The 22383-nt window shown below is 58.5% G+C and carries 21 protein-coding genes and 1 tRNA gene; 14 read left to right on the top strand and 8 right to left on the bottom strand.

The window, feature by feature from the left end; all coding sequences use genetic code 11:
- Positions 1-10 precede the first annotated feature (10 nt).
- On the bottom strand, positions 11-1132 hold the full coding sequence (locus GC165_17415) for a TIGR03790 family protein (GenBank protein MBI1334652.1): 1122 nt from the start codon (positions 1130-1132) through the stop codon (positions 11-13).
- Between the two features lie 75 nt (positions 1133-1207).
- On the opposite strand from GC165_17415, the gene GC165_17420 reads away from it, so the two are divergent.
- Positions 1208-2278 carry an NTP transferase domain-containing protein gene (locus GC165_17420; protein ID MBI1334653.1) on the top strand — a complete coding sequence of 357 codons (1071 nt, stop codon included), beginning with the start codon at positions 1208-1210 and terminating at the stop codon, positions 2276-2278.
- On the opposite strand, the gene GC165_17425 is transcribed toward GC165_17420, so the two are convergent.
- From GC165_17425 to GC165_17435, 3 genes are read right to left on the bottom strand one after another with little or no spacing between them, the layout of a single operon-like run.
- Positions 2265-4793 carry a hypothetical protein gene (locus GC165_17425; protein ID MBI1334654.1) on the bottom strand — a complete coding sequence of 843 codons (2529 nt, stop codon included), beginning with the start codon at positions 4791-4793 and terminating at the stop codon, positions 2265-2267. The two genes, GC165_17420 and GC165_17425, sit on opposite strands and share 14 nt — an antisense overlap.
- A 26-nt stretch (positions 4794-4819) precedes the next feature.
- The gene (ppk1, locus tag GC165_17430; protein ID MBI1334655.1) at positions 4820-6883 is read right to left on the bottom strand and encodes a polyphosphate kinase 1; all 2064 of its coding nucleotides are present in this window, start codon (positions 6881-6883) and stop codon (positions 4820-4822) included.
- Positions 6880-7779 (bottom strand): hypothetical protein, encoded by a 900-nt coding sequence (locus GC165_17435; protein MBI1334656.1) that lies wholly within the window; start codon positions 7777-7779, stop codon positions 6880-6882. Before GC165_17435 ends, ppk1 begins: the two co-directional genes overlap by 4 nt.
- A 27-nt stretch (positions 7780-7806) precedes the next feature.
- On the opposite strand from GC165_17435, the gene GC165_17440 reads away from it, so the two are divergent.
- Positions 7807-8346 (top strand): HD domain-containing protein, encoded by a 540-nt coding sequence (locus GC165_17440; protein MBI1334657.1) that lies wholly within the window; start codon positions 7807-7809, stop codon positions 8344-8346.
- 166 nt (positions 8347-8512) lie between these two features.
- A complete protein-coding gene (gene mgtE / locus GC165_17445) occupies positions 8513-9922 on the top strand; it encodes a magnesium transporter (protein ID MBI1334658.1) in 1410 nt (469 codons plus the stop codon).
- Here the strand turns inward: mgtE and GC165_17450 are convergent.
- The 4 genes from GC165_17450 to GC165_17465 all read right to left on the bottom strand — a co-directional run bounded on the left by GC165_17450 (position 9919) and on the right by GC165_17465 (position 14628).
- Complete coding sequence (locus tag GC165_17450) at positions 9919-10476, bottom strand: hypothetical protein (protein ID MBI1334659.1); 558 nt, start codon at positions 10474-10476, stop codon at positions 9919-9921. The two genes, mgtE and GC165_17450, sit on opposite strands and share 4 nt — an antisense overlap.
- Positions 10477-12831 carry an endopeptidase La gene (gene lon / locus GC165_17455; protein ID MBI1334660.1) on the bottom strand — a complete coding sequence of 785 codons (2355 nt, stop codon included), beginning with the start codon at positions 12829-12831 and terminating at the stop codon, positions 10477-10479.
- A 78-nt stretch (positions 12832-12909) separates the two neighbouring features.
- Complete coding sequence (locus tag GC165_17460; GenBank protein MBI1334661.1) at positions 12910-13359, bottom strand: Hsp20 family protein; 450 nt, start codon at positions 13357-13359, stop codon at positions 12910-12912.
- A gap of 6 nt (positions 13360-13365) precedes the next feature.
- Positions 13366-14628 carry an MFS transporter gene (locus tag GC165_17465; GenBank protein MBI1334662.1) on the bottom strand — a complete coding sequence of 421 codons (1263 nt, stop codon included), beginning with the start codon at positions 14626-14628 and terminating at the stop codon, positions 13366-13368.
- A gap of 121 nt (positions 14629-14749) precedes the next feature.
- Here GC165_17465 and GC165_17470 point away from each other — a divergent pair, with 121 nt between their 5' ends.
- The 11 genes from GC165_17470 to GC165_17520 all read left to right on the top strand — a co-directional run bounded on the left by GC165_17470 (position 14750) and on the right by GC165_17520 (position 21755).
- Positions 14750-15121, top strand: coding sequence for a DUF393 domain-containing protein (locus GC165_17470; GenBank protein ID MBI1334663.1), 372 nt, complete (start codon positions 14750-14752; stop codon positions 15119-15121).
- Between the two features lie 22 nt (positions 15122-15143).
- A tRNA-Cys gene (locus tag GC165_17475) sits at positions 15144-15220 on the top strand.
- Positions 15221-15299: 79 nt separating this feature from the next.
- Positions 15300-16070 carry a hypothetical protein gene (locus GC165_17480; GenBank protein MBI1334664.1) on the top strand — a complete coding sequence of 257 codons (771 nt, stop codon included), beginning with the start codon at positions 15300-15302 and terminating at the stop codon, positions 16068-16070.
- A 60-nt stretch (positions 16071-16130) separates the two neighbouring features.
- Positions 16131-16877, top strand: a complete 747-nt coding sequence (locus tag GC165_17485; protein MBI1334665.1) for a hypothetical protein — start codon at positions 16131-16133, stop codon at positions 16875-16877.
- Entirely contained in the window at positions 16874-17413 is a 540-nt protein-coding gene (scpB, locus tag GC165_17490; GenBank protein MBI1334666.1) for an SMC-Scp complex subunit ScpB, read from the top strand. Before GC165_17485 ends, scpB begins: the two co-directional genes overlap by 4 nt.
- A complete protein-coding gene (locus tag GC165_17495) occupies positions 17410-18576 on the top strand; it encodes a hypothetical protein (protein ID MBI1334667.1) in 1167 nt (388 codons plus the stop codon). Before scpB ends, GC165_17495 begins: the two co-directional genes overlap by 4 nt.
- Positions 18577-18580: 4 nt before the next feature.
- Complete coding sequence (locus tag GC165_17500; protein ID MBI1334668.1) at positions 18581-19300, top strand: pseudouridine synthase; 720 nt, start codon at positions 18581-18583, stop codon at positions 19298-19300.
- Positions 19301-20518 (top strand): MFS transporter, encoded by a 1218-nt coding sequence (locus GC165_17505; protein ID MBI1334669.1) that lies wholly within the window; start codon positions 19301-19303, stop codon positions 20516-20518.
- Positions 20519-20549: 31 nt separating this feature from the next.
- Positions 20550-21059 (top strand): hypothetical protein, encoded by a 510-nt coding sequence (locus tag GC165_17510; protein MBI1334670.1) that lies wholly within the window; start codon positions 20550-20552, stop codon positions 21057-21059.
- Positions 21060-21124: 65 nt separating this feature from the next.
- Positions 21125-21565, top strand: a complete 441-nt coding sequence (locus GC165_17515; protein MBI1334671.1) for a glyoxalase — start codon at positions 21125-21127, stop codon at positions 21563-21565.
- A 4-nt stretch (positions 21566-21569) separates the two neighbouring features.
- The gene (locus GC165_17520) at positions 21570-21755 is read left to right on the top strand and encodes a hypothetical protein (protein MBI1334672.1); all 186 of its coding nucleotides are present in this window, start codon (positions 21570-21572) and stop codon (positions 21753-21755) included.
- Positions 21756-22383 lie beyond the last annotated feature (628 nt).

Raw genomic sequence — 22383 nt, forward strand, 5'->3', positions numbered from 1 at the left:
TATTTATAGCTTATTTTTTGTACGGTCGGCAGAGCGGGTCGCCCACGACAATGTCTTTCCACTTCACGATTGGGCTTGCGGCATAGAAGCTTTCGGCCAAATTGAAACCGCTCTCATACCGGTCGAAAAGGATTTCCGTGCGGCAGAGGGCGAAGGTGAACGGCTCGCTGACGTAGCCTTTGACTCCGGTGACGCCCTGCTGGACGAGGTCGGCGATGAGGCTTTGCCCGCCCTTGGTGGGCGTAAACGTCCGCGCGCTGGTCGAAACGAACGTTTCGGCGATGGCTCCGGGAACGAACTTCAGGTTATGGTAGGCGACCGGGTCGTAGTTCTTGTCGTTGCTCCCCCAACTGGCGTACCCGGCCAGCGGAGTGCCGCCATCGTCGCTAAAGGTTTCGGTCTTGTCGTAATCGACGGCGATGTTCTTGACCGAGAGCACTTCGTTGGCGTGGAGCATGCTCTCTTCCAACGGCCAGTAGCCCGAGCCGGGCTGGAACTTCGGCTGAGAGTCGAGCAGGATCGGGGCCTCGCTGGGCTTCGCCGCCACCGAGTTATCCACCAGCTTCAGGCAGTCTTCGACAGAGTAGCCAATTAGGCGCGTCACCAAATACATGCCGTAGCGCTTGTGGCTAAACGGCTCCTTCGCGGCGAAGTAGGGGTTTCGGCAGCGCTTGATCGCGTCTTCGGCGTTCGCCTCGGTGATGCCGAACTTGCCCGGCGTTTGTCCGATCGGGGCGAAGTTCAGCTCCATGCTCGCGAGGGTGGCGTCTACCGAGTAGCCGCCCTCATCGACCAGGCGGAGCGGAATTCCTTTAGTCAGCACGATAAAATCGATCTTGGGATTCTTGGCCAGGGCGGCGCGGATCGGCGTTTCGATCTCACTCTTGTATCGGTCGGGCGAAATATTGTCCGTCGTGCTGGTCTTGATCCCCACGAGTTGATCCCTCGAAATTCCCCGCTTCTTCAGGTAGTAACCCGCGATCCGAATGCTGTCGTTATCCGACTCGTTCATCACGACTAAGACCCTGGCCGCGTCGCCAACTGAGGGGCCGGTCGTCTGGGGAATCGTGGCCGCCGCCGTCGAAGTCGAGTTGGAGCAGCCGAGGAGGAACGCAAGCACCATGACTGCCATTATGGGACGACTTTGGACCTTCACTATTAAGGATTATCGGCATTTTCGGATGATTCTGCGTCCGATGGGCCAATAATCATAGACGATATGCGTGTAGCGGTGATCATGGCCGGAGGTTCCGGCGAGAGGTTCTGGCCCCTCTCGCGAAAACGACGACCCAAGCAATTGCTAAGGCTGACCGATCCCGAAAAAACAATGCTCCACGAAGCCGTGGACCGAATCGCGCCGCTGGTCGGGGCCGAGAACGTGTATATCGCCACCGCGCCGCATCTGGCCGAGCCGATCCACAGCGCGGGCATCGTGCCCGTCAACAACGTTTTTGCCGAGCCGGATAAGCGCAACACGCTTGGCTGTCTGGCTTGGGTTTCGGCCAACTTTCTCGCCCGTGGACACGACGAGATTTCGATCGCGATCCTCACCGCCGATCACAAGATCGAAGAGCCCGAGCGTTTTCGCGCGACCGTCGATCAGGCGCTTTCGCTGGCCGAATCGACCGGTGGACTTGTGACGATGGGCATTACGCCGACCCGGCCCGAGACCGGCTACGGCTACATCGAGGGAGGCGAAGAAGTCGGAAAGGGAGCGCGAAAAGTGGTTCGATTCCGCGAGAAGCCAGACCTCGAGACAGCAAAGTCGTTCGTCGAAAGCGGCAACTTCTTTTGGAACAGCGGCATGTTCTTTTGGACCCAGAAAGCGTTCCTCTCTGAGCTTTCCAACGCCGAGCCCAGCGCTCACGACGCTCTGCATTTGGTCGCGGGATCGCTCACGAGCGAGGACCACGGAGCCGCCACCGACCACTTCCGAATGATCCCCAACCTCAGCATCGACTACGCGCTGATGGAGAAGGCAAAGGACGTTTACGTCGTGCAAGCCCAGTTCCCGTGGGACGATGTCGGCGCGTTCGATTCCTTGTTCCGCACCATGCCGGTGGACCTCGACGGCAATGTCGTTATCGGCAATGTTTCGGCCAAAGACTGTAACGGATGCGTTCTCTACAACGACTCGTCGGACCGGGTTTTGGCCGCGGTCGGGATGAAGAACGTCATCATGGTTCAGACCGGCGACGCCGTTCTATTGGCGCCAGCCCACGACGCTCAGCGCGTCAAAGAGCTGGTCGCCATGATCGACGACGCTACTTACCTTTGATCGGAACCAGCGTCACGCCATCGACCCGCAGACCCGAATAGCGGTTGGCGGCGGTGAAGGTGATACTGCGCAGGTCCTTCGCCTGAGCCGGGATGCGCAGGCAGGTTCGGCCTTTGTCTCGCACCCCATAGAACGTCGCCTTGTCGTCACTATCGGCTCGGACGTGCAGGCCGTACCTCAGCTCGGTCTTTTCGGTCGTGCCATCCTGGTAGGTCAGCGTCGCCTCGCCGATGGTCTCGGCGTTGGGCGATTCGATATCGCAGGCGAGAGCAACCGCGACCTCTTGGGCCTTGCCGGCAAGCTTGATCTCAAACGTATCGGGCGAGTTGGCGTCGCTGGGCAGGATGCCCGTCAGCGAGGACTCGGTCAGCTTGGAGAACTTGATGTTCCCGCAGGTGAAGATGTCCCCTCGTCCGATAGCCAGGCCCGGCTGGGCGGTCAGCGGCGTCTGGTGAACGTTGTACATCTTGGCGAACACCGCCATCGGGTCGTAAGGAAGCTCATTGATCTTATCGAGGCGCGCGCTCCAGCCGTAGTCGGCGGCGAGCACCATCGCCGAGTACTGGTCCAGGTCGCGGAGCATGTTGTCCTCGTTGCTTTCGTACCCGTTCCACGTGGTCTGAAGCGTTCCTGTCCCCTCGACATCGGCGGCAACATCGAACCCACGAATATTCTCCGGCCGATACCAAGTCGTGGCGATCGGCACTAGGTCCATCAGCTTCCAAGTCTGAAGCGACTTCAAGAACGGAGCGTGGTCCTCATCCGCTTTGTAGTGCCAATCGGCGATGAAGGAGCCCTTCGGGATCGCCTTGCGCCGCTCCAGCGCGTTCTCCTCGTCGGTTCCGTTGGTTGCGTCGACGGCTTCACCGGGTGCGAGCCCTTCGTCGCCCCACAGCATCAGATCGACCTGGTTGCGCTTGGCCACGTCCCCTAGGAAAGGCAGAAGTGTCTTCCACATGTCGGTGACGAGCGCCGGGTCCTTCTTGGGGAAGCCGATCATATCGACTTCGTCGAGCCCAACGTGGATCGTCTTGGGGTGGAGCGCGGCGATGGCTTCGTCCCAAATCTTGCCGACGAGTTCCCGAGCCTCCGGCTTACGAGGGTCGATGGCGTATGGATTGTCGGGATTGACGGCCAGGTCGCGGTTCTTGCCATTGGCGAAGAGCCATTCCATGTGCCCGAAGCTCTGGATGAGCGGGATCGGCTCGACATCTTGTGACCGGTACCAGTTGAACAATTTGACGAGGTCCGTCTGGCTCATCGTGATGTTGGTGTGTACACCAGGCAGGGCCTTCCAGTCGGTCCGCTCGCACTGGAGCACAACCTTGTTGAATCCGAGCGGGCGCAGAACATTGGCCCACAGCTTCTGATGAAATTCCAGGGCCTTGGGTCCGACGAACAGGTGGACCCCGCGAAAATCTGAACGCGGCTCATCCTCGATGACGCCCGTCGGCAGGCAGACCTTTCCGTCCTTCACGAACGCCAATTGGATCAGGCGATAGATGCCGTTGCGCAGGCCCGCCGCCTCTTGCCCGTAGACCGAAATGGAGTCCTTGGTGATCTTGAGGTGGTAGGTCCCGGGCGGCTTTTTGAACTCGGACATTCCACCGTCGAACGACACGCGATCCGGCAACGTGCCGGGCGCAGGCATCTCGAAATGACGATCCAGCTCGTCTCGGAACAGGTCAAAGAACTTCGGTCGCCCCGCTGGCAGTCGCCACAGATTAGTGAGGGTGAGCGTGTTTCCGTAGTCCAAGATGGACATCTTGGGGTTGGGGATGAGGGGCGGAATCGATTCGTCGGGTAGAACAGCGTCGGCGAGCGGCATAGGCGGGATCATCAGCACCTTCGGCGTTCCCTTGACCGAATCCTTGACGTCGAACGTGTATTCGGCGTGCACCCGCTTCGGCTCGCCCTTCTTCATCGGCAGGTCGAGAATTCCCTGCCAGTAGACCGGCGCTCTCTGCGCCCAATCCTGGTCGTACTTCCTTCCGTCGAAGGTCGACATGCTTTCGCTCGACGTCAGGGTTACCTTCGCGACCATCCCGGTTAAGGTGGTAGAGAGCGCGGGCTTGCCGAGGAGTCGCTTATCCAGCCCGCCACGCGGGGCGAGTTGGGGCAGTGTGCGGGCGGCACCATCTAGGGTGATGCTCCCATCCTGGAATGGGGGAACCCAAACCAGGCCCTCGTTCAGCTCGATTTCGGCCTGCTCGTCGCTGTCCCAGTTGAAGGTGTAATCGACCAACAGCTTGTCGCCACTTCGCTTGTACGTCACTTGGCCCGAGGCGCTTCCGTTCCGAAAGGTGGCTTGAACGGTGTCGTCGTCGATCTTTCGCACCGATTGACCTTGCCAATTGGAACTGTAATAACCCTTTTTCCAGCCCGGAGCGTAGTACTGAAAACCGGAACCCCGGATGATCGGGATCCCCTTTGCCGTCACGGTTAACCCTTGATTGGGCTGAACCTCAAAATCGAAGCTCGGGTTCGTCTGAAGCAGGAAAAGCAAGCCAAGCACTGCCATAGTCTACGTCTTTGGGACGTCTACCGGCTGGTGGGGTGTTGCATAAACCACTCTTGCGAGTTCATCTCGGGCTCGGTCTTGCGTCGATCTTTCGAGTACTCGCCATTGCTTCCCAGTCGCCAAGCCTTGACGTTGTCGGCCAGACAGATATCGAGAATCTGCGTTCGAATGTGCTTCTTCAACTGCTCGTCGAGCACCGGAGCCAGTACCTCGACTCGGCGATCGAGGTTGCGACGCATGACGTCGGCGCTGCCCATCAGGATTTCCGAAGACCGATCATTTTCAAAGTAGTAGATGCGACTATGTTCGAGGAATCGACCGATGATCGACGTGATCGAAATATTCTCGCTGAGCCCCTTCACTCCCGGTCGCAAACAACATGCGCCGCGGACGACCAGGTCGACTTTCACACCCGCCGCCGAGGCTTCGTACAGCGCCTCGATGACCTCGGGATCGACCAGGGCATTGACCTTCCAGATGATGCGAGCGGGCTTTCCGCTCTTCTTATTCTGGATTTCGCGATGAATCCGTTCCAGAATTCCCTCTCGAAGGTTCACGGGGGCAACCAGCAAACGGCGATATTGCGATTGTTGACTGAAGCCCGTGAGGTAATTGAACAATTCGGCGATGTCTTGCGTGATCTCTTCGTTGCAGGTGAAGAGGGCCAAATCGGAGTAAAGGCGCGAAGTCACCGGGTTGTAGTTGCCCGTCCCGATGTGCGCGTAGGACCGCGAGCCGTCGGCCTCGCGGCGAACGATCAGGCACAGCTTGGCGTGCGTCTTCATCTCGGAAAAGCCGTACGTGACGTGGACACCGGCCCGCTCCAGCGCTCTCGCCCAAACAAGGTTATTGCTTTCGTCGAATCGAGCCTTGAGTTCGACCATTGCCGCCACCTGCTTGCCTTCTTCGGCGGCATCGAGCAGGCTTTCGACGATTCGCGATTCGCTACCCACCCGGTAGAGGGAAATTTTGATCCCGAAGGCCCTCGGATCTTTGGCGACCGAACCAATGAACTCTTCCACCGGCTTGAAGGAATCGTACGGATGGTGGAGCAAAACGTCTTTTTGCGACACCTGTTCGAAGATGGATTTATGGGTTGATAGTTGCTCGGACAAATAAGGGAGATGCGGCTCGTACTTCAGGCTTGGCTTGTCGATCTTCGCCAGCTCCCAAAAGACTTCCATGCCCAGCGGACCATCGATCACCATCATGTCCTGGGGATCGAGGTTCAGCAGGCTCATCAGCAGCTCGCGAATATGCTTCGGCATATTCTCCTGCACCTGAAGCAGGACCGGATCGCCGAACCGGCGGAGCCGAATCGTCTCCTCGATCATCGAAATGAGGTCGCCCGCCTCCAATTCTCGAATCTCGATATCCGCGTCGCGGACGACGCGGAAAAGGTAGGCGCCGCGAATCGTCAGTCCCGGAAAGAAGCTCTGAATATTGCGAATGATCAGGTCTTCCAGAAAAACGTAGTCGTACCGCTTCGGCGTCAGCCGGATCGCCCGCTGAATAACCGTCGGCACCTTGAGCCGGGCTAGTCGCGGCTCCTCGCCCGGCTTGCCGATTTCCACCACGATGTTGAGAGAGCGATTGGAGATGAACGGCACCGACACGGCCGGATACAGAACCAGCGGGGTGCAGAGCGGGAAGACTTCGCGCGTGAAAAAGTCGTCGAGTTCGTGCAGTTTCTCCGCACGAATGCTCCGCAGATTTCGAAGGTGGATGGCCGCCTTGTCGAGTTGAGGCAGGATGTCCTCAACAAAGATCCTCGCCGCTTTTTGGCGCAATGGAATGGCGCGCTCGGCGATAGCTTCCAACTGTTCGCGCGGCGTCAGGCCATCGGGTGAGAGGGTTTCGATTCCCGACCCGACCTGCTCAATGAGGCCGGAGACACGGACCATGTAAAACTCGTCGAAGTTAGAGTCGAAAATCGAAAGGAATTTCAGACGCTCCAGCAGGGGGTTCGACGGGTTGGTGGCTTCGCATAGCACTCGCTCATTGAAGTTCAGCCAAGATAATTCGCGATTGAGAAAGCGAGAATCCGGGTCGGCCTGCGCCTTCTTTCGTCCTTCCTTACTCACGCGCTAATCCTGCCCGCTGCCATCTCCAGAATCGCGCCTTCGCGCACCCCAAATTCGCTGACCACACATTCTTCTACACCAAAGCGCTCCATGAGCGCAAGGTAGACCAGGCAGCCGGGCAACAGCGTTCCCGCGCGCTTGGGCTTCACTGCAAAGCGGGAGGAGATGCGATCGGTCGAGAGGCTCTCGACCACGCGGAGCAGATATTCAAGTTCAAATCGATGCAGAACTTTCTCTCCGTCCGGATGCAGGGCCCGCCACAAACCCCGCCCTACGCCACCAGAAATCACCGCGACTTTCGACTGGTGTTCCAATGGGCAATCCTTCAAGCGGCGATTGATGTAGGTCTGCGCCGCCTTCATCGCATAGGCTGGACAAGGGTTCGCGAGACCGGTTTCTGCCATGACCCGCCCCGTACCCATGGGTAATGAAACCTGCTCCAAAATCTTATCATCGTCGATGAGGGCGATCTGCGCGCTTCCTCCGCCCACTTCAAAAAGGATTTCTGCGCCGATGTTCCGCGTATCGAGCAACACCCCGCGGAAGCTCAATTGAGCCTCGGTTTCCGGACTGATCACTTCGACCTTAACCCCGGTTTCCTTCTGAATCTTGTCAAGAACGCTCCGATGATTGCGCGCCATTCGGGTTCCTTCTGTAGCAAAGACGTAGAACCCGGACACTTTTTTGCTCGTCGCCACTCTTTTGAACTCTTTCATGGCGAGTATTAACATTTCCGTAACATCTTTCGGAATCTCGCCATGCCGCGTCACCACCTCACCGAGGGGGATCCACTCGTTCAGGTTGTCGACACGCATGACCAGTTCTCCGTCCGTTGCGGCCACCAATAAGTGGGCCGTATTGCTTCCGATATCCGCCGCGGCGTAGGTTCGAACCATTGACAATTAATGGTTGCATAATCAGACATGCCATATAGCCTTTTGACGAAAGCAATTCGCTACGCCACCGAAAAGCACGCTGACGACTATCGAGAGGGTGATCATGGCCTGCCGTACATCACCCATCCGGTCGAGGTTTGCACCCTCCTTCGGTACGTTGGCGGAGTGGTCGACGAGGACTTGCTGTGCGCCGCCGCCCTGCACGATGTTCTCGAAGAAACGGCAACCGAAGCCGAGGAGATCGACTCTTTGTTCGGATTACGAATTAAAGAACTTGTGGTTGAGCTAACTCGAACCGAGCCGACTGCGGCAGAAATCGAAGGAATGTCCAAGAAAGATGTGTGGCAACTGCGTGCGAACATGCTCCTCTCCGAAATTGAGAAAATGAGTTCAGACGCTCAGTCGGTCAAGCTCGCGGATCGGCTCGCCAATGTTCGTCAATCCAAGATCACGCGCACGGGCGATAAGCATGAGCGATATGTTCGGCAGACGAAACGAATCCTAGAAATCGTTCCTAAGGCCATTAATCCGAGCCTGTGGAAGGCCATCCGGGCCGAAATCGAATAAATTCGGAACTTTCGTCTTCAACTATCTTTTGCTTTTGATTGCGTGCCAATATTATTGGAGACCCATTCCAATTCCAAGAAGTGGGGATAACAACATGGAACCAAGCAGTACCAACTAGGATCGCTCGCATTCGTGGCGGTCCGTTACCAAAAACAGGAGAACCGTCATGAGAACCGATGAGCAGGCCTTAGTAGACCGCCTTCCTAACCTTGCGCAGGAAGAGGACAAGTACAAAGTTCGAGAGCAACTCGAAAACGTGCGTCCAGAAGATTTAGCGGACGCCATTCAACGCAGCGATTTTGAAATTGGGCTGGCGATTTTGCGCAAGCTCGACGCGGAGACGGCCGCTTACGTGTTGGTCGAACTCCCCGACGACACCTCGCGCTCGATCATCGCCGAGCTGCCCGATACCACCGTCGCCCACTACCTCGACATCCTTCCGATGGACGACGCGCTCGATCTTCGAGATAGTTTGTCTACCGAACGATTCGAGGCGCTTCTTCACGTCATTCCTGACCAAGACGCCCAAGAAATTCGTCGCCTTCTGAGCTACCCCGAAAACTCGGCGGGTCAGTTGATGACCGAAGACTACGTCGAGGTTGCTCCGACGGATACGATGAGCGATGTCTTGAATTTAATTCGGAATACGAACGATGAAGAATTCGAGACGGTCAACTACATTTACGTCCTCAGCGAGGATCGGCACCTCCTCGGATTGCTCACGCTGAAGCGGGTTATCCGGGCCCAACCGAACGCCCTCGCCCGCGACGTAATGTCGGCTGACATCATCACCGTCAACGCCACCATGCCCGAAGAAGAGGTTGCGCGCGTGCTTGCTCGCTACGGATTCTCGGCGGTTCCCGTCCTCGATGATCGAGGGCGAATGCTCGGCATCATCACGGCTGACGACGCCCAGGAGATTCTGGAAGAGGCACAGACCGAAGACGTCCTCATGCTGGGTGGCGTCACGGGCGATGCGGAAAACTACCTCGCGCTGTCGATCGTGGAATTGGTCAAGCGCCGGTTACCTTGGCTCGTCGTTCTGTTCGTCGCCGAGTTCCTAACCGGCAGCGTATTGCGGCACTACCTGGGCAAGGATGCCGACGACGACCCTTCCGCTTCACTTGCGATCATCGCCAAGCTTCAGCTCTTTGTGCCGCTCCTGATCGGCGCAGGCGGTAACGCCGGTTCGCAGGTCACCACGACGATCACGCGGGCTTTGGCCCTTGGCGACGTCCGATCTCGTGACTGGTTCCGCGTCATTCGGCGGGAGTTTTCGGTTGCGCTGATCATCGGCGCGACGCTGGGCCTGATCGGGTTTGCCAGGGTTGCGCTACCGGTTATCGGCTGGTCACAACCGCTCTACTTCTCCCTGACCGTCGCCCTATCGCTCCCGTGCATCATCTTGTGGGCGGCGACGGTGGGTTCGGTGTTACCCATCGCGGCGAAGCGGTTTGGCATCGACCCGGCGGTCATGAGCGCGCCGTTCATCTCGACGTTCGTCGATGCGACCGGGTTGATCATCTACTTTGAGGTCGCCCACCGCGTGATGACCGCCTTCGGCAAGTCGTTCTAGGACCAGATCGTCACCGGGTGGGCGCTCATCTGTTGGGTGTTGTCGTAGATCGGGATGCGCATCGCGCTCGCAAACTTGGCCGCGCGGGCAACCGTCGGTTGTCCGCCCATCTGGATTGAGCCGGCCGGAAGTCGGGTCTCGGTTTCGAGAACCATCAGCGGAGCCCGGCCCTGCTTCCAGTGGAGCACCAGGTGATAGTTCGCCGCTCCGGGGGCCATCAGCGAAGGTGACGCCACCACAACCAGCGCGTCGATTTCATCGAGGGTGCCCTGCCACAAGCGGGGCACAAAGCCTGGGCCTTGCCTCCGCCGGTACGTGCGATTTTTGAGGTCAAATCGAATTCGAACCAGCGATAGATTCGCCCAGATTCCAGCGAGAAAGACCATGAGTCCGACGCTGAGGAACCACGTGTTGAAGGTGACGACGCCGTACACCATCATCAAAGCGCCGCCGCCGATGCACGCATAAACGAGGCCCATGTAGAGCCGATCCGGCTCGAACACCAAAAAGCGCTCTTCCTTCAGAAATCGTCCACGCGTGGGCGTCTCCAGCATCTATTTCTCCAGGGCGTACCGCAAAACCTGCTCCGCCCGATCCACAAAATGCACACTCAGCAAGGCGCGGATAGCGGCGGGAACATCCTCATAATAGTCTTTCTTGTTTTGGTCGGGCAAGATTAACGTCTGCACTCCGGCCCGTTGCGCGGCCAGCACCTTCTCCTTGATGCCTCCGACCGGCAAAACCTGACCGCTGAGGGTGATTTCGCCCGTCATCGCCAGGCGATGTTTCACCTTACGTTTGGTAAACAACGAGACCAACGCCGTCAGCATCGTCACGCCCGCACTGGGACCGTCCTTGGGCACTGCCCCCGCCGGAACGTGGACGTGGATTTCGTTCTTCTCGAACTGCTCTGAGTTGATCTTCAGTTCCTTCGCGTGCGATCGAATGTAGCTAAGGGCGGCAGTAACCGACTCGCGCATCACGTCGCCAAGCTGACCGGTCACGATCAGCCCCTTCGTTCCCGGCATTTCGGTGGACTCGATAAAGAGCACATCGCCGCCGACGGGAGTCCAGGCGAGGCCAACCGCCACGCCGGGGATCATTTCTCGTTCATTGATAAGATCGTGAAGGTAGCGCGGCGCACCCAAAGCGGTCTCAACAAACTTTTCGGTGACCGTCAGCTTGGCGGTTCGCCCTTCGGCGAACTGGCGAGTGACCTTTCGCACCACGCTTCCGATCTCGCGCTCCAGGTTTCGAACGCCCGCCTCCCGCGTGTAGTGGCGAACGAGCTTCTGAATCGCTTCTGGCTTGAAGGCAATCTGCGAAGGGCGCAGTCCGTGCTCCTTCACCTGCTTCGGCACTAGGTGCCGAATGGCGATTTGGACCTTTTCTTCCTCGGTATAGCCGCCAAGCTCGATGACTTCCATTCGGTCTCGGAGGGCAGGTGGAATTGTGTCCAACCTATTAGCGGTTGCTACGAAGAACACCTTGGAAAGATCGAACGGCGTATCCAAATAGTGATCACGGAACGTCGAATTCTGCTCCGGGTCCAGAACCTCTAGCAACGCCGAAGAGGGATCGCCGCGGAAGTCGTTGCCGAGCTTATCGATTTCGTCCAGGACCATCACGGGATTATTGGTGCCAACCCGGCGAATCGTCTGGATCAATTGTCCGGGCAAGGCCCCGATGTAGGTTCGGCGGTGGCCGCGAATCTCGGCCTCGTCTCGCATGCCGCCCAGCGACATTCGGGCGTACTTGCGGCCCATTGCGTCGGCGATGGATCGGCCGAGCGAGGTCTTACCCACGCCGGGAGGTCCGACAAAGCAAAGGATCGGCTGGCGGATCACGCCGTCCGTCTTCACCTTGCGCACGGCAAGAAACTCAACGATTCGATCCTTGATCTTGTCCAGGCCGTAGTGGTCCTCGTTTAGCACCTCGAGGGCGTGCTTCAAGTCCAAGTTATCGACCGTCGATTCGTTCCAGGGCAGAGCCGTCAGGGTCTCGATGTAGGTTCTCGCCACCGAGTACTCGGGTGAACCAGGATTCAACCGCTTCAGCCGGTCGTATTCGCGATTCGCTTCCTTCAGCGCCTCGGCAGGCAGCTTGGCTTGGTCGATCTTCAATCGAAGATCATCCAGTTCATCGCCTCGGTCGTCGCCTTCACCCAGTTCTCGCTGAATCGCCTTTAGTTGCTCGCGCAAATAATACTCGCGTTGGTTTTTGCTCAGCTCGGCGTTGACTTCGGTCTGGACTTTCGAGGTCAGCTCCAAAACCCGAACTTCCTTCACCAGCATCTCAAGGAGCTTCTTCAACCGATCCTCAAGATCGGACGTTTCCAAAATCTTTTGCTTATCCTCGACGTTGAAGTGCATGTGCGCGGCCACTAAGTCGGCCATCACGTTGGTCTCGTTGACCGCCTGCGTCAGCGACCGCAGTTCGTCCGGCAGACCCGGCGAAAGGCGAATCGCCTGCTCGAACATCGAGGCGACGGTTCGGCGCAGGGCCTCGATCTCCTCGGCCCCTTCGGCCGGCATCTCCGGTTCGTCGATGGCTTCGATTCGCGCCCGCATGTACGGCGCCTCGGTGATTCGCTCCACGATCTTAAAGCGCTGGATGCCCTGGACGATCAGCCGAACAGAGTCGGGCAGCTTCACCAGCGTCCGCACGATCACCGCGCATCCGTAGTCGAAAACGCCGTCGAAACCAGGCTCGTCTAGCTGCGGGTCGCGCTGGGCCACCACGCCGATCACACGGTTATTGCCGCTCACCGCATCGTCGATGAGCTTCACGCCGCCCTCGCGCGTGATGCTCAGCGGCGCGATCAGCATCGGGTAGATCACGCTGTCTCGCAGCGGCAGAATGCTGATCTCCTCGGGAACGACGGGCTTGCGCTCCTCCTCATCGGGCATCACATCATGCACGATAGGTGGCCGTTCCGGTTCGGAATCGGTCGTTTGGTCTTCGATGGGTAGTTTTAGATCAGCCATTTATTCTGTTTCGATGACAACTTGCTGGGGTGCGGACGGCTTCTTAGGAATCAGGACAATGAGCATTCCGTTTCGGAAGATCGCTCGGATATCGTTGATGTCGACGGAAACGTCGGGCGGCAGAGCAACCTCACGCTCGAATTCGCCATAAAGTATCTCTAATTGAAATACGCCGACGCGCTCCTGTTCTGACTCAACATCCTCGTGCCGCATTCCCCGAAGAAGAATCGCGTGTTGCTCAGGAATGTACAGCAGGTCGACCGAGTCGCCTTTCACGCCTGCCAGTTCGGCCTTCAGCACCAGCCGCTCGGTCTCTTCGGTAAGGTCGACCAAGGGCTCCCAACTCTTCTTGGTCGCCAGCCGCGGGCGCGCGCTCGAAAGCTCACCGCTGAGCTTGCTCAGATCGGATACGCCCTGCCAAAAGAATTCGTCACGGTCTCGTCGAGACATCTTCTCTTATTTTGCCTCTAAAGAGAGCTTACTTGTCCAAGCCCAGATGGTTAACAACACCATGAGTCCAGCAGAAAGCTGTAAGGCGAACGGCAAACCCTTGTGTTCCGCGATCCATCCGAACGGGTAAACGCCGATCGGTCCGATGCCGCTGAGAGCCCAAATGTGCATCGAAATGACCCTTCCGCGCAAGTGCTCGGGCGCAATTTGCTGAAACAAAGAGTTGCAGGTATTAAAAATCGTGACGTTGCTGAGGCCCAGCAAAATCAGTACTGGCATCGCTACCCAAATGGTCGTGGCGAAAGAGAGCAGCAACAAGCCGATCGTCACGAGGGTCACACTGCCTCGGATCAGCAAGCCTTTGATGTCGTCGTCGGCCGTCTTGGCCACAATGATCAGCGCCAAGATCGCCCCAATCCCAACGCCGGTGGTCACGATGCCGACGCCCTCGTCGCCCATGTGAAGCATGTCCTTGGCGATGGCTGGCATCTGAACCAGATAGAAAAGGGCGAGGAACGACAGACCGGTTTCCAGCAAAAAGAGCATCCGCAGACGCTTCTCGCGCCAGGTGTACCGAAAGCCTTCGACGATGAGGTCGAACATTGCCGAGGTGCGGTCGGCTTTGGCGCTCAGGTCCGCTTTGATCGCCAATGCGGCGAAGATGAGGGCGATGAAGGAGATTCCATTGATCAGATAGCACGAATCGACCCCAAACCGCACCAAGAGCAGAGCCGCCAGGGCTGGCCCAAACACGCGGGCCAGATTGAAGGTCAGACCCTGAAAGGGGATGGCGATGGCAAGATCTTCCTTGGGCACGACTGAACTCACGGTCGCCTGGCGCGCCGGCATCTCAAAGCACGACACGATGCCATTGAGGAAGGCGATGACAAAAAGATGCTCCACCCGAACGGTCTTGGTCCAGGTCAGATAGGCCACCAAGAGCGCAGTCATAGCCAGAAGAACCTGACTCCACGCCAGGAGCGCGCGCTTGTTCATTTTGTCCACGTAGCTCCCCGCGAAGGGGCCGAGTAAGGTCACCGGGATCATCGAACACAGCGAAATCAGGGCCAGACGCTCCTTACTGCCGGTCAGGTCGTACACCAAAACGCCTTGGCCGACGTTCTGCACCCAAGAGCCGACGAAAGAAAGAAAAGCGCCGATCCAGAGGAGGCGGAAATCGCGATAGCGAAAGACCCGATAGAACTTCGACTCGGGGTTTTTCAGAAAACTGAGTGCGCGCGCCGGAGTGAAGGTTTGAAAGCGCGCCATTTGCTCAATAGTATGCCCCGCTGACGGCGGGTTCTCTTATTCCTACGATCCCTCGATAACGAAGGTCGGCAATCCGGCAGGATAACCGTGCCGATCGGCCCCCGAGCGACGTAGAATAGAGATGATGGCCCAGTGGACACTCTACTACGATGGAGGATGCAACCTCTGCCATACGAGCCAGCTTCGAATCGAGAAGTGGGCCGAGAAGGCAGGGCAACCGCTTCACGTCGATGTGCTTCAGTCCAACGAAGCCCTGGCGAAGGGCTACACGCTGGAGGGCTTGGTGCTGGAAATTGACGGCCAACCCCATGTCGGCTACGACGGCTGGCTGGAATCCATGAAGGTCGCGCCCTGGTGGGGACGCTGGATTTACAAGTTGCGGAAAGTTAGCCTGGCGCGTCGATTCTTCAAATGGGTCTATGGCGTGGTGGCGAAATACCGTTATAAGTGGTTCGGAACACGCAGTTGCCCCATTCCGACGCCGAAAGCGTGACATAATAAATATTCCTCTTTGGGGTGCCGTGCCCAAGTGGCCTAAGGGGTCGGTCTGCAAAACCGTTATTCGGCGGTTCGAATCCGCCCGGCACCTCCAACTCTTCCTCATCTTCCACCTCGCCACTTTCGTCAAAAATGACTGACTACAATTGTAGTTTCTGTGATATGATGCGGTTATGACGAGTGCGCTTTTGGCCCTGTTTACCCTTCAAACGGCATCGCCAGCGGCTCCAGTTGACCAAACCTGGAAGTTCCAAATGGGCGCTAAGGGCCGAGCCAGCTCGCCGGTTGGCACCATCGATAACTTCTCGCTCACCGGGGAGCTTTCGTTCGCGATAGTCAAGAAGCTTCCCGACAACCTCGACCTCGTCCGTCTGAAGCTCAAACTCAAACGCAACCAGAACAAACTGCTGGAGGCCTTCACCACTGGTTTCGACAAGGTCAAGGAAGGCGACCGGGACAACTCAACTTATCAGGATGGCGAGTTCGCCTACGTCACCGAGTTGTACACGTTCGATCGAACCAAGGCCACCGTCGTCGATTACAACTCCACCACGGACTCCTCTTCGGCGCAGATTCTGGAGTCGATGGCCCTTGCCTTGGCGATGGTCCAGCAATGCTTCAACGGCCCCGAACTGCGCCACGAATACCCTCTCGCCAAGGACGGTCCGCGAAACTACTTCATCACCTACCGCGAAAATCTCAACGCGAACACGGACGAGAGCCAGGGCGAGGCCGCCTACAAGTTCAGCCTGAAGCTGAAGGACCATACCGGCACCTATCCCAACTTCTTCACCGGGGCCGTGCGCCTCAACCGCAAGACCGGCTACGTTCGCTACATCACGACGACCTCCTACCCTATAGACCAGCCGAGTGTGAACGATAATAGTGGAGAAAGCACCGCGAGGGCATGGTCGATCCGACTCGACGAGAAGGAACGCGACTAGCCGCCGACTTTTCCACAGTCGGTTCGTTTGCGGACCGCGAATCGTCTTTACTATCCAGTCATGGGGACCCGCGCCGTTGAATCCGCCCACGCGATCACGCCGATCGGTGTGGTTTCTCCGCCCCCGATCCTGGTGCAGACGCCCGCCTTCGAGGGCACTCTCGCCGCCCTTTTCCGATGCGTTCGCGACCATAAGGTCGACCTCATGGAGGTCCCGCTGGAACCCATCTGCGAGGCGTACCTCGACTACCTGATGGCCTCACCAGACACCAACCTGGACGAAGCCGCCGCCGCCCTGACCGTGCTGGCCTACCTGCTGGAGCGCAAGGCGTGGCAGTTGTTGCCGGTCGAAGAAGACGAAGAACCTGAATTCGAGGAGCCGACCGCGCTTCCCGACCCCACCGCCTACGAGTACTCAGACGTCATCCAGCTTCTGCTGACCGGCCACGACGAGCGGTCAAAGCTGTTTTTCCGCACCAACGGCCCCGACCCTTCGCTTTACGAAATTCCCTACTCCGTCGGCGAGGTCACCATCGGCGATCTCGCCCGCGCGTTCGAATCGCTGATCCGCCGGGCCCAGCCCGGTCAGGTCGAGCTTTTGGGCAAGCCGCGAAAATCGCTCAACGAGCAGATGCGGGTCGTTCTGCTGGCGCTGAACAAGGAGTTCCGCCCCATCACGTCCCTGTTCGTCGGCTCGTACACGCGAAGCGATGCCGTCTACTGGTTCCTGGCCCTGCTGGAACTCATCCGCTTGAAGCAGGCATTGGTTAAACTAAACGGCGAGGAGGTTCTCTTCGCCAAAAAATGACCCTTGTCGATCAACTAGAGGCCCTCTTGTTCGTCAGCGAAGCCCCAGCCAAGTTGGGTGACCTGGCCCGGACGCTCGGCATTACCGAAGGGCAGGTCGAACAGGGATTGGAGATCCTTGCGGAACATCTTGAGGCGTCAGGTGCGCTAAAATTAGTAAAGATCGCCGGGGGATACCAGCTCGCCACCAAAGCCGAATTCTCGGAATTGGTGGGTGCCTACATGAAGCCCCAAAAGCAGCGTCTGAGTCGGAGCATTATGGAAGTCCTAGCCATTGTCGCTTACAAACAGCCGATTACCGCCGGAGAAATCGAAGTCGTTCGCGGCGTCCAGAGCGACTACGGGCTGCGGGTCCTCCAGGAGCGAAACCTCATCTGCGAGGTCGGACGAAAGCAGACTCCCGGCCGCCCCATCCTTTTCGGAACCACCCAACAATTCCTGCATCAGTTTAATCTCGAAGGGCTCAACCAGCTTCCGCAGCTCGATGTCGACGCCATCCCGGCGTTGCCCGCCGAGTCTTCGGAGGCCGACGAATGAGCCTGATTCTGCCCCTCATCTTCAAACTCGCGGTGACGAGCTTTGCCGAAGCTCCGCACCCGCTACGCGATACCTCGATGGTCGCCGGGTGCATCATCGAAGCCAAGACCGGCAAAGTGGTGTGGTCGCGCGATAAGGACACGCCCCGCTATCCGGCCAGCACGACCAAGATCATGACGTGCCTGCTGATGCTGGAGAACTATGGTCCCGAGGACATCATCACAGCGCCGAAGGACGTGGACAAGGTTCGCGAATCCAGCATGAACCTGAAGCCTTTCGAGCGGGTCCGAGTCAAGAACATGGCCTACGCGCTGATGCTCCGCAGCGCCAACGACGGATGCTACGCTATCGCCATGCAGATGGACGGCTCGGTCAAAAAGTTCGCCGAACGGATGAATAACCGAGCGAAGGAGATCGGGTGCGAGCACACCCACTTCGACAATCCGAACGGCCTCAACGACAAAAACCACACGATTTCGCCCTACGATCTCTGCCTCATCGCCCGCGAGGCCATGAAGCGGCCCGACTTCCGCGAGGTCGTCAAGACCGAGAAGAAGATCATCGACCGGAGCATCAACACAAAGGATAGGCTGATGGTCAGCCGCAACAAATATCTTTGGAAGGACCCCTCCGCCGATGGCATCAAGACCGGGTGGACCATCCCCGCCGGCCACACCTATGTCGGGAGCGCGACCCGCAACGGCACCGAGTTCATCGACAGCCTGATGAACGCCCCGCACTGGATGGACGACCACCAGAAAATGCTCACTTGGGCCTTCGACAACTACGAAACGAAGCTCATCCAAAACGCTGGACCGATCAAGTTTCCCAATCTGAAGGTCGCCGCCGAGCTTCGCGACGACGTTTACGCCTGCGTGAACAAGAACCGCGACCGGGTGGAAAGTCTCTTCGTTCCCGCAACCGGTTCCCATACCTTCAAGAAGGGAGATGTCGTCGGCACCCTCGACGTGACCGACGGCGACGGCTACACCCAGCACATTCCCGTCTATGCCACCGAGGACCAGCCGGACGGCGCTTATGCCGCCGCCGCCGCGATTTCTCCCGGTGGAACCATGGGTTTGACCCTTTTCGCGGTTATCGGCACCCTCGCCGCCGGTACTATCATCTATCGTGGAATCATCCGTGCCCAGTCAAGAATCTGAGCGTCTGCATGTGCGCATCGCCCACTCCGGGCTGTGCAGCCGTCGCGCCGCCGAAAAGCTGATTCTCGAGGGGCGCGTCGTCGTCAACGGTCAAAGCGTGACCGAGCTTGGCGTGAAGGTCACGGCCGACGACGAGGTTCAGGTCGATGGCAAGACCCTTTCGGTGGCCAAAAAATACGTCCTGATCCTGAACAAGCCGGTGGGCGTGGTGACGACCATGCACGACCCGCAGGGCCGACCGACGATCGTGCAATATCTGCCCAGCTACGGCGTGCAACTCAAGCCGGTCGGACGGCTGGATAAGGAAACCGACGGCCTTTTGTTCGTCACCAACGACGGCGACATCGCCCTGCGAATGACTCACCCTCGGTACGGTCTGGAAAAGGAGTATCAGGCCATCGTCGAAGGTGTTCCCACCGAAAAAGCCCTGGACAAGCTTCGGGCTGGTGTCTTCATCGACGGTGGCAAGACGGCTCCCGCCAAGGTCGAAATCGTCTTTGCCGACGACCGCAAGAACTCGACTTCCCTTCGCATCACCATTCACGAAGGGCGTAAGCGGCAGGTCAGGCTCATGTGCGACGCCATCGGGCACCCGGTGATGCAACTCACGCGCATCCGCATCGGACCTTATTTTGTGCGTGGACTCCGCCCTGGCGAATGCAAACTGCTCAGCCAGGTAGAAGTCGCCAAGCTCCGCAAGATTTTGGGATTGCAGGAAAAGTAAATGCTGGCCGGCCTCACCAAGTACCAACGCTACGTCCTGATCATCGCTTGGCTCGGTTGGGTTTTCGACGTCATGGAGGCCAGCCTGTTCGGCCTCACCAAACAGCAGATGCTGGTGGAGATGCTCGGCAAGGCCGGTTACGATAAGATCGGACCTTATTGGGAGGGCTGGGGCCATACCGGAATGCTCCTCGGCTGGTCGCTGGGAGGGCTCATTTTTGGCGTCGTCGCCGACAAATGGGGTCGCTCGCGAACCCTCGTCCTCACCATCGGTCTTTACTGCCTCTTTACCGGCCTCACCGCCCTTTGCCAGACTCCTTTGCAAGTGGTGATCGCTCGTGGCCTGACCGGTCTTGGCATCGGCGGAGAATGGGCGGCTGGTGCCGCGTTGATCGCCGAAAGCGTGCCCAACGACTTCCGCGCGCGCGCCGCCGCTTTCCTGCAGACTGCCGCCGCCATTGGCTCGATCATCGGCGTCTTCGTGACGATGTCGGTCGGGAATCTCAATTGGAGGCTGGTCTACCTGGCTGGTATCCTGCCCGCCATCGTTTGCCTCATCGCCCGCCTGAAACTGGAGCCGGACGAGCCGACCACCCAAGAAAAGCGAAGCAACCCGTTTGTGGAGCTTATCCAAACCTTTCCGTACAACAAGAACCTCTTGCTGGCGGTGATCATCGGCGTCGTTGGCATCACCGGCGGCGGCATTCTGCCATTTTGGCTCCCGAACCTGGTGAAGCCGATCGTCTCCGCCGAGGCGCTTCCTTTCTGGCGAAACACGTCGATGATCGCCCTGCACATTGGCACCTTCGCAGGCGTGCTGGTCTTTCCTCCGCTCACCGACCGCTTCGGGCGTCGGCCCATGTTTGCCATCTTCGGGGCGCTTTCCGGCATCCTGCTTTTCTTGACCGCCACAACGGCCAAGACTCTGCCCCTCATCTTCATCCTCGCTCCGCTGACCTCGTTCTTCGCCCTCGGTCTCACGGCTGGGTTTGGGCTGTACTTCACCGAGCTTTTTGCCCATCGCTTCCGCGCGACCGGCTCGGGGATTTCGTACAATAGCGCGCGAATTCTCAGCGCGCCAATCCCGATCTGGATCGGCGTGACAGCCAAGACCGCCGGTGTCGCCGCGGCTATTGGCACTGTGGCGAGCATCTACTTCCTCATGCTCATCGCCCTCATCTTCGCCCCCGAAACGAAAGGCAAGCCACTGGAAGCTTGAATCCCCAAAGGCCGAGTCGCAGTAAGATGAATTGCGGAGAAGAACGATCCAAGAGCACGAGCTAGACCCGGAATCGCTCCTATCGGCGGAGATCAAGGACGACGAGCTGTCGGAACTGCTGGAGCGCTTGGCCGCCACCGAGGAGATGTTCAAACAGCCGGTCTCGACCATCCGCGACGTCGCCGAGCTCACCGATATCTCTCCCCTCGTCATCGCCCGAATCCTGAGCGATATTCGCGGTCCGAGCGAGTTCGAGCGGCTGCACGACCGGATGGACGGCTACGAGAAGCGGCTATCGGCCGTCGAGCGAAAACCGGTTTCGACTCCGCCATTTCTTCAGCCGCCGGTCGGGCCGGTAGTGCGTCCACCGAAGCTGAAGTCCGACCCCGACTGGGAGCGGTACCGCAACTGGATGGCCAATAACGACCCGCTGGATTTCGACAACGATCAGGAGTTGCGGCGAGACCGGGCCATCGTTTTCGGCATCTGCATCTTCCTCCTCGTGGTCGTCTGCGCGTGGTTCGGATTCATGCAGAACTAGGCACATTTGCGAATTTGGTGTTGCGCCGGTAATCTACGGCCATGAAGTTCTACGCGCCGAACGAATTGCCGAAAAACCACTCGGTGCCGGGTAGCACCGTCGTGCCGGTTCTTCCCTACCCCGATGTCCGCGAAGCCGTGGAATGGCTGACCCGCGTGTTCGGCTTTGCCGAGCGGCTTCGCATCGCCGAGCACCGCTCGCAGATGAACGCCGGAGACGGCGCGATCATCGTCGCCGAGTACATCGACCGAGACCAGCGCCCCCAGCGCGGCGCGAAGTACGCCTGCCACCAGATCATGGTCCGCGTGCCCGACGTCAACGCCCACCACCAGCACGTCCTGGACTGCGGCGGCGAGGTCCTCAGCGAGCCAACCGACTACCCCTACGGCGAACGCCAATACGTCGTCCGCGACATCGGCGGCCACCGCTGGATCTTCTCCGAAACGCTTCGCGACTCGCTTCCGAGCGAATGGGGCGACGAAAACGTCCAACTGCTGATACCATAGAAGCATGGAACTCGACGAACTGTCCGGGCGCATTGCCGAGATTCAATCTCGCGACGAGCGGCATCGCGTGAGCGTCGTGACGGCGGGGCTGAGCCTCATGCTCGTGCTGGTGATCTGGGCCATTTGGTACTTCCAAAACAACCCGGAACAGATTCCGGCACCCCAAACGAAGGTTTCCACTTCGCGCTAGGGTCTGCGGGTAGTTGCCGTAAGCCGCAAGCCGCAAGCGGTAAGCCGTAAGCCGTAAGCCGTAAGCCTTCGTAAAACGAGGCTATCCCTTGGCGAAGGGATCGGTGAGAGAATCGAACTCCTTAGATCCCGCCTTGGGAAATGCAGCGAAGCGACATCGGGACGAGGGATAGACGACAAACCCTCGTAATAACCGATTCATGACATGGTGACTGAACGCTGTGAAGCGGTGGGGATGCCCTCACCTATCCCCCGGTTCATTGCATTCACCGGCCCCTTCCCCAAGGGGCATCTTGGTTAGTCGGGCCGACTTCGAATTGCGAATGACTGCGTTACTCCCTGGGGAGGGTCCCGACGGCACTCGCTCTGCGCATCCAGTGCCTTCTAGCGTCCAAGAACGACCTCGGAGAGGTCGCAGACCTTAGATGCTGTCTTGTCAAGTGAGCCTTGCCTGTTTCATGAATATCTCTTGGCTGTAGTCTTCGTCATTCGTTAGGATTGCCCAGACGACGTGTGCGAGTTTCCTTGCGCATGCGACGATGACGGTCTTTTTGGATTTGTGCCCATGAGCCTGGATTCTTTCGGCGTAGGCTTTAAAGGCCGCGTCTCTTTGCTTAGCCACGAGTGCA

The sequence above is a fragment of the Armatimonadota bacterium genome, from assembly GCA_016125185.1.
Classification (GTDB): Bacteria; Armatimonadota; Fimbriimonadia; order Fimbriimonadales; family Fimbriimonadaceae; genus Fimbriimonas.

What these genes read in the sequence shown, in the direction of transcription:
- GC165_17415 (MBI1334652.1), bottom strand. Translation starts at nt 1,132, where the DNA reads ATGGCAGTCATGGTGCTTGCGTTCCTCCTCGGCTGCTCCAACTCGACT.
- GC165_17435 (MBI1334656.1), bottom strand. Translation starts at nt 7,779, where the DNA reads ATGGTTCGAACCTACGCCGCGGCGGATATCGGAAGCAATACGGCCCAC.
- GC165_17440 (MBI1334657.1), top strand. Translation starts at nt 7,807, where the DNA reads ATGCCATATAGCCTTTTGACGAAAGCAATTCGCTACGCCACCGAAAAG.
- mgtE (MBI1334658.1), top strand. Translation starts at nt 8,513, where the DNA reads ATGAGAACCGATGAGCAGGCCTTAGTAGACCGCCTTCCTAACCTTGCG.
- GC165_17450 (MBI1334659.1), bottom strand. Translation starts at nt 10,476, where the DNA reads ATGCTGGAGACGCCCACGCGTGGACGATTTCTGAAGGAAGAGCGCTTT.
- lon (MBI1334660.1), bottom strand. Translation starts at nt 12,831, where the DNA reads ATGCCCGATGAGGAGGAGCGCAAGCCCGTCGTTCCCGAGGAGATCAGC.
- GC165_17460 (MBI1334661.1), bottom strand. Translation starts at nt 13,359, where the DNA reads ATGTCTCGACGAGACCGTGACGAATTCTTTTGGCAGGGCGTATCCGAT.
- GC165_17465 (MBI1334662.1), bottom strand. Translation starts at nt 14,628, where the DNA reads ATGGCGCGCTTTCAAACCTTCACTCCGGCGCGCGCACTCAGTTTTCTG.
- GC165_17470 (MBI1334663.1), top strand. Translation starts at nt 14,750, where the DNA reads ATGATGGCCCAGTGGACACTCTACTACGATGGAGGATGCAACCTCTGC.
- GC165_17480 (MBI1334664.1), top strand. Translation starts at nt 15,300, where the DNA reads ATGACGAGTGCGCTTTTGGCCCTGTTTACCCTTCAAACGGCATCGCCA.
- GC165_17485 (MBI1334665.1), top strand. Translation starts at nt 16,131, where the DNA reads ATGGGGACCCGCGCCGTTGAATCCGCCCACGCGATCACGCCGATCGGT.
- scpB (MBI1334666.1), top strand. Translation starts at nt 16,874, where the DNA reads ATGACCCTTGTCGATCAACTAGAGGCCCTCTTGTTCGTCAGCGAAGCC.
- GC165_17495 (MBI1334667.1), top strand. Translation starts at nt 17,410, where the DNA reads ATGAGCCTGATTCTGCCCCTCATCTTCAAACTCGCGGTGACGAGCTTT.
- GC165_17505 (MBI1334669.1), top strand. Translation starts at nt 19,301, where the DNA reads ATGCTGGCCGGCCTCACCAAGTACCAACGCTACGTCCTGATCATCGCT.
- GC165_17520 (MBI1334672.1), top strand. Translation starts at nt 21,570, where the DNA reads ATGGAACTCGACGAACTGTCCGGGCGCATTGCCGAGATTCAATCTCGC.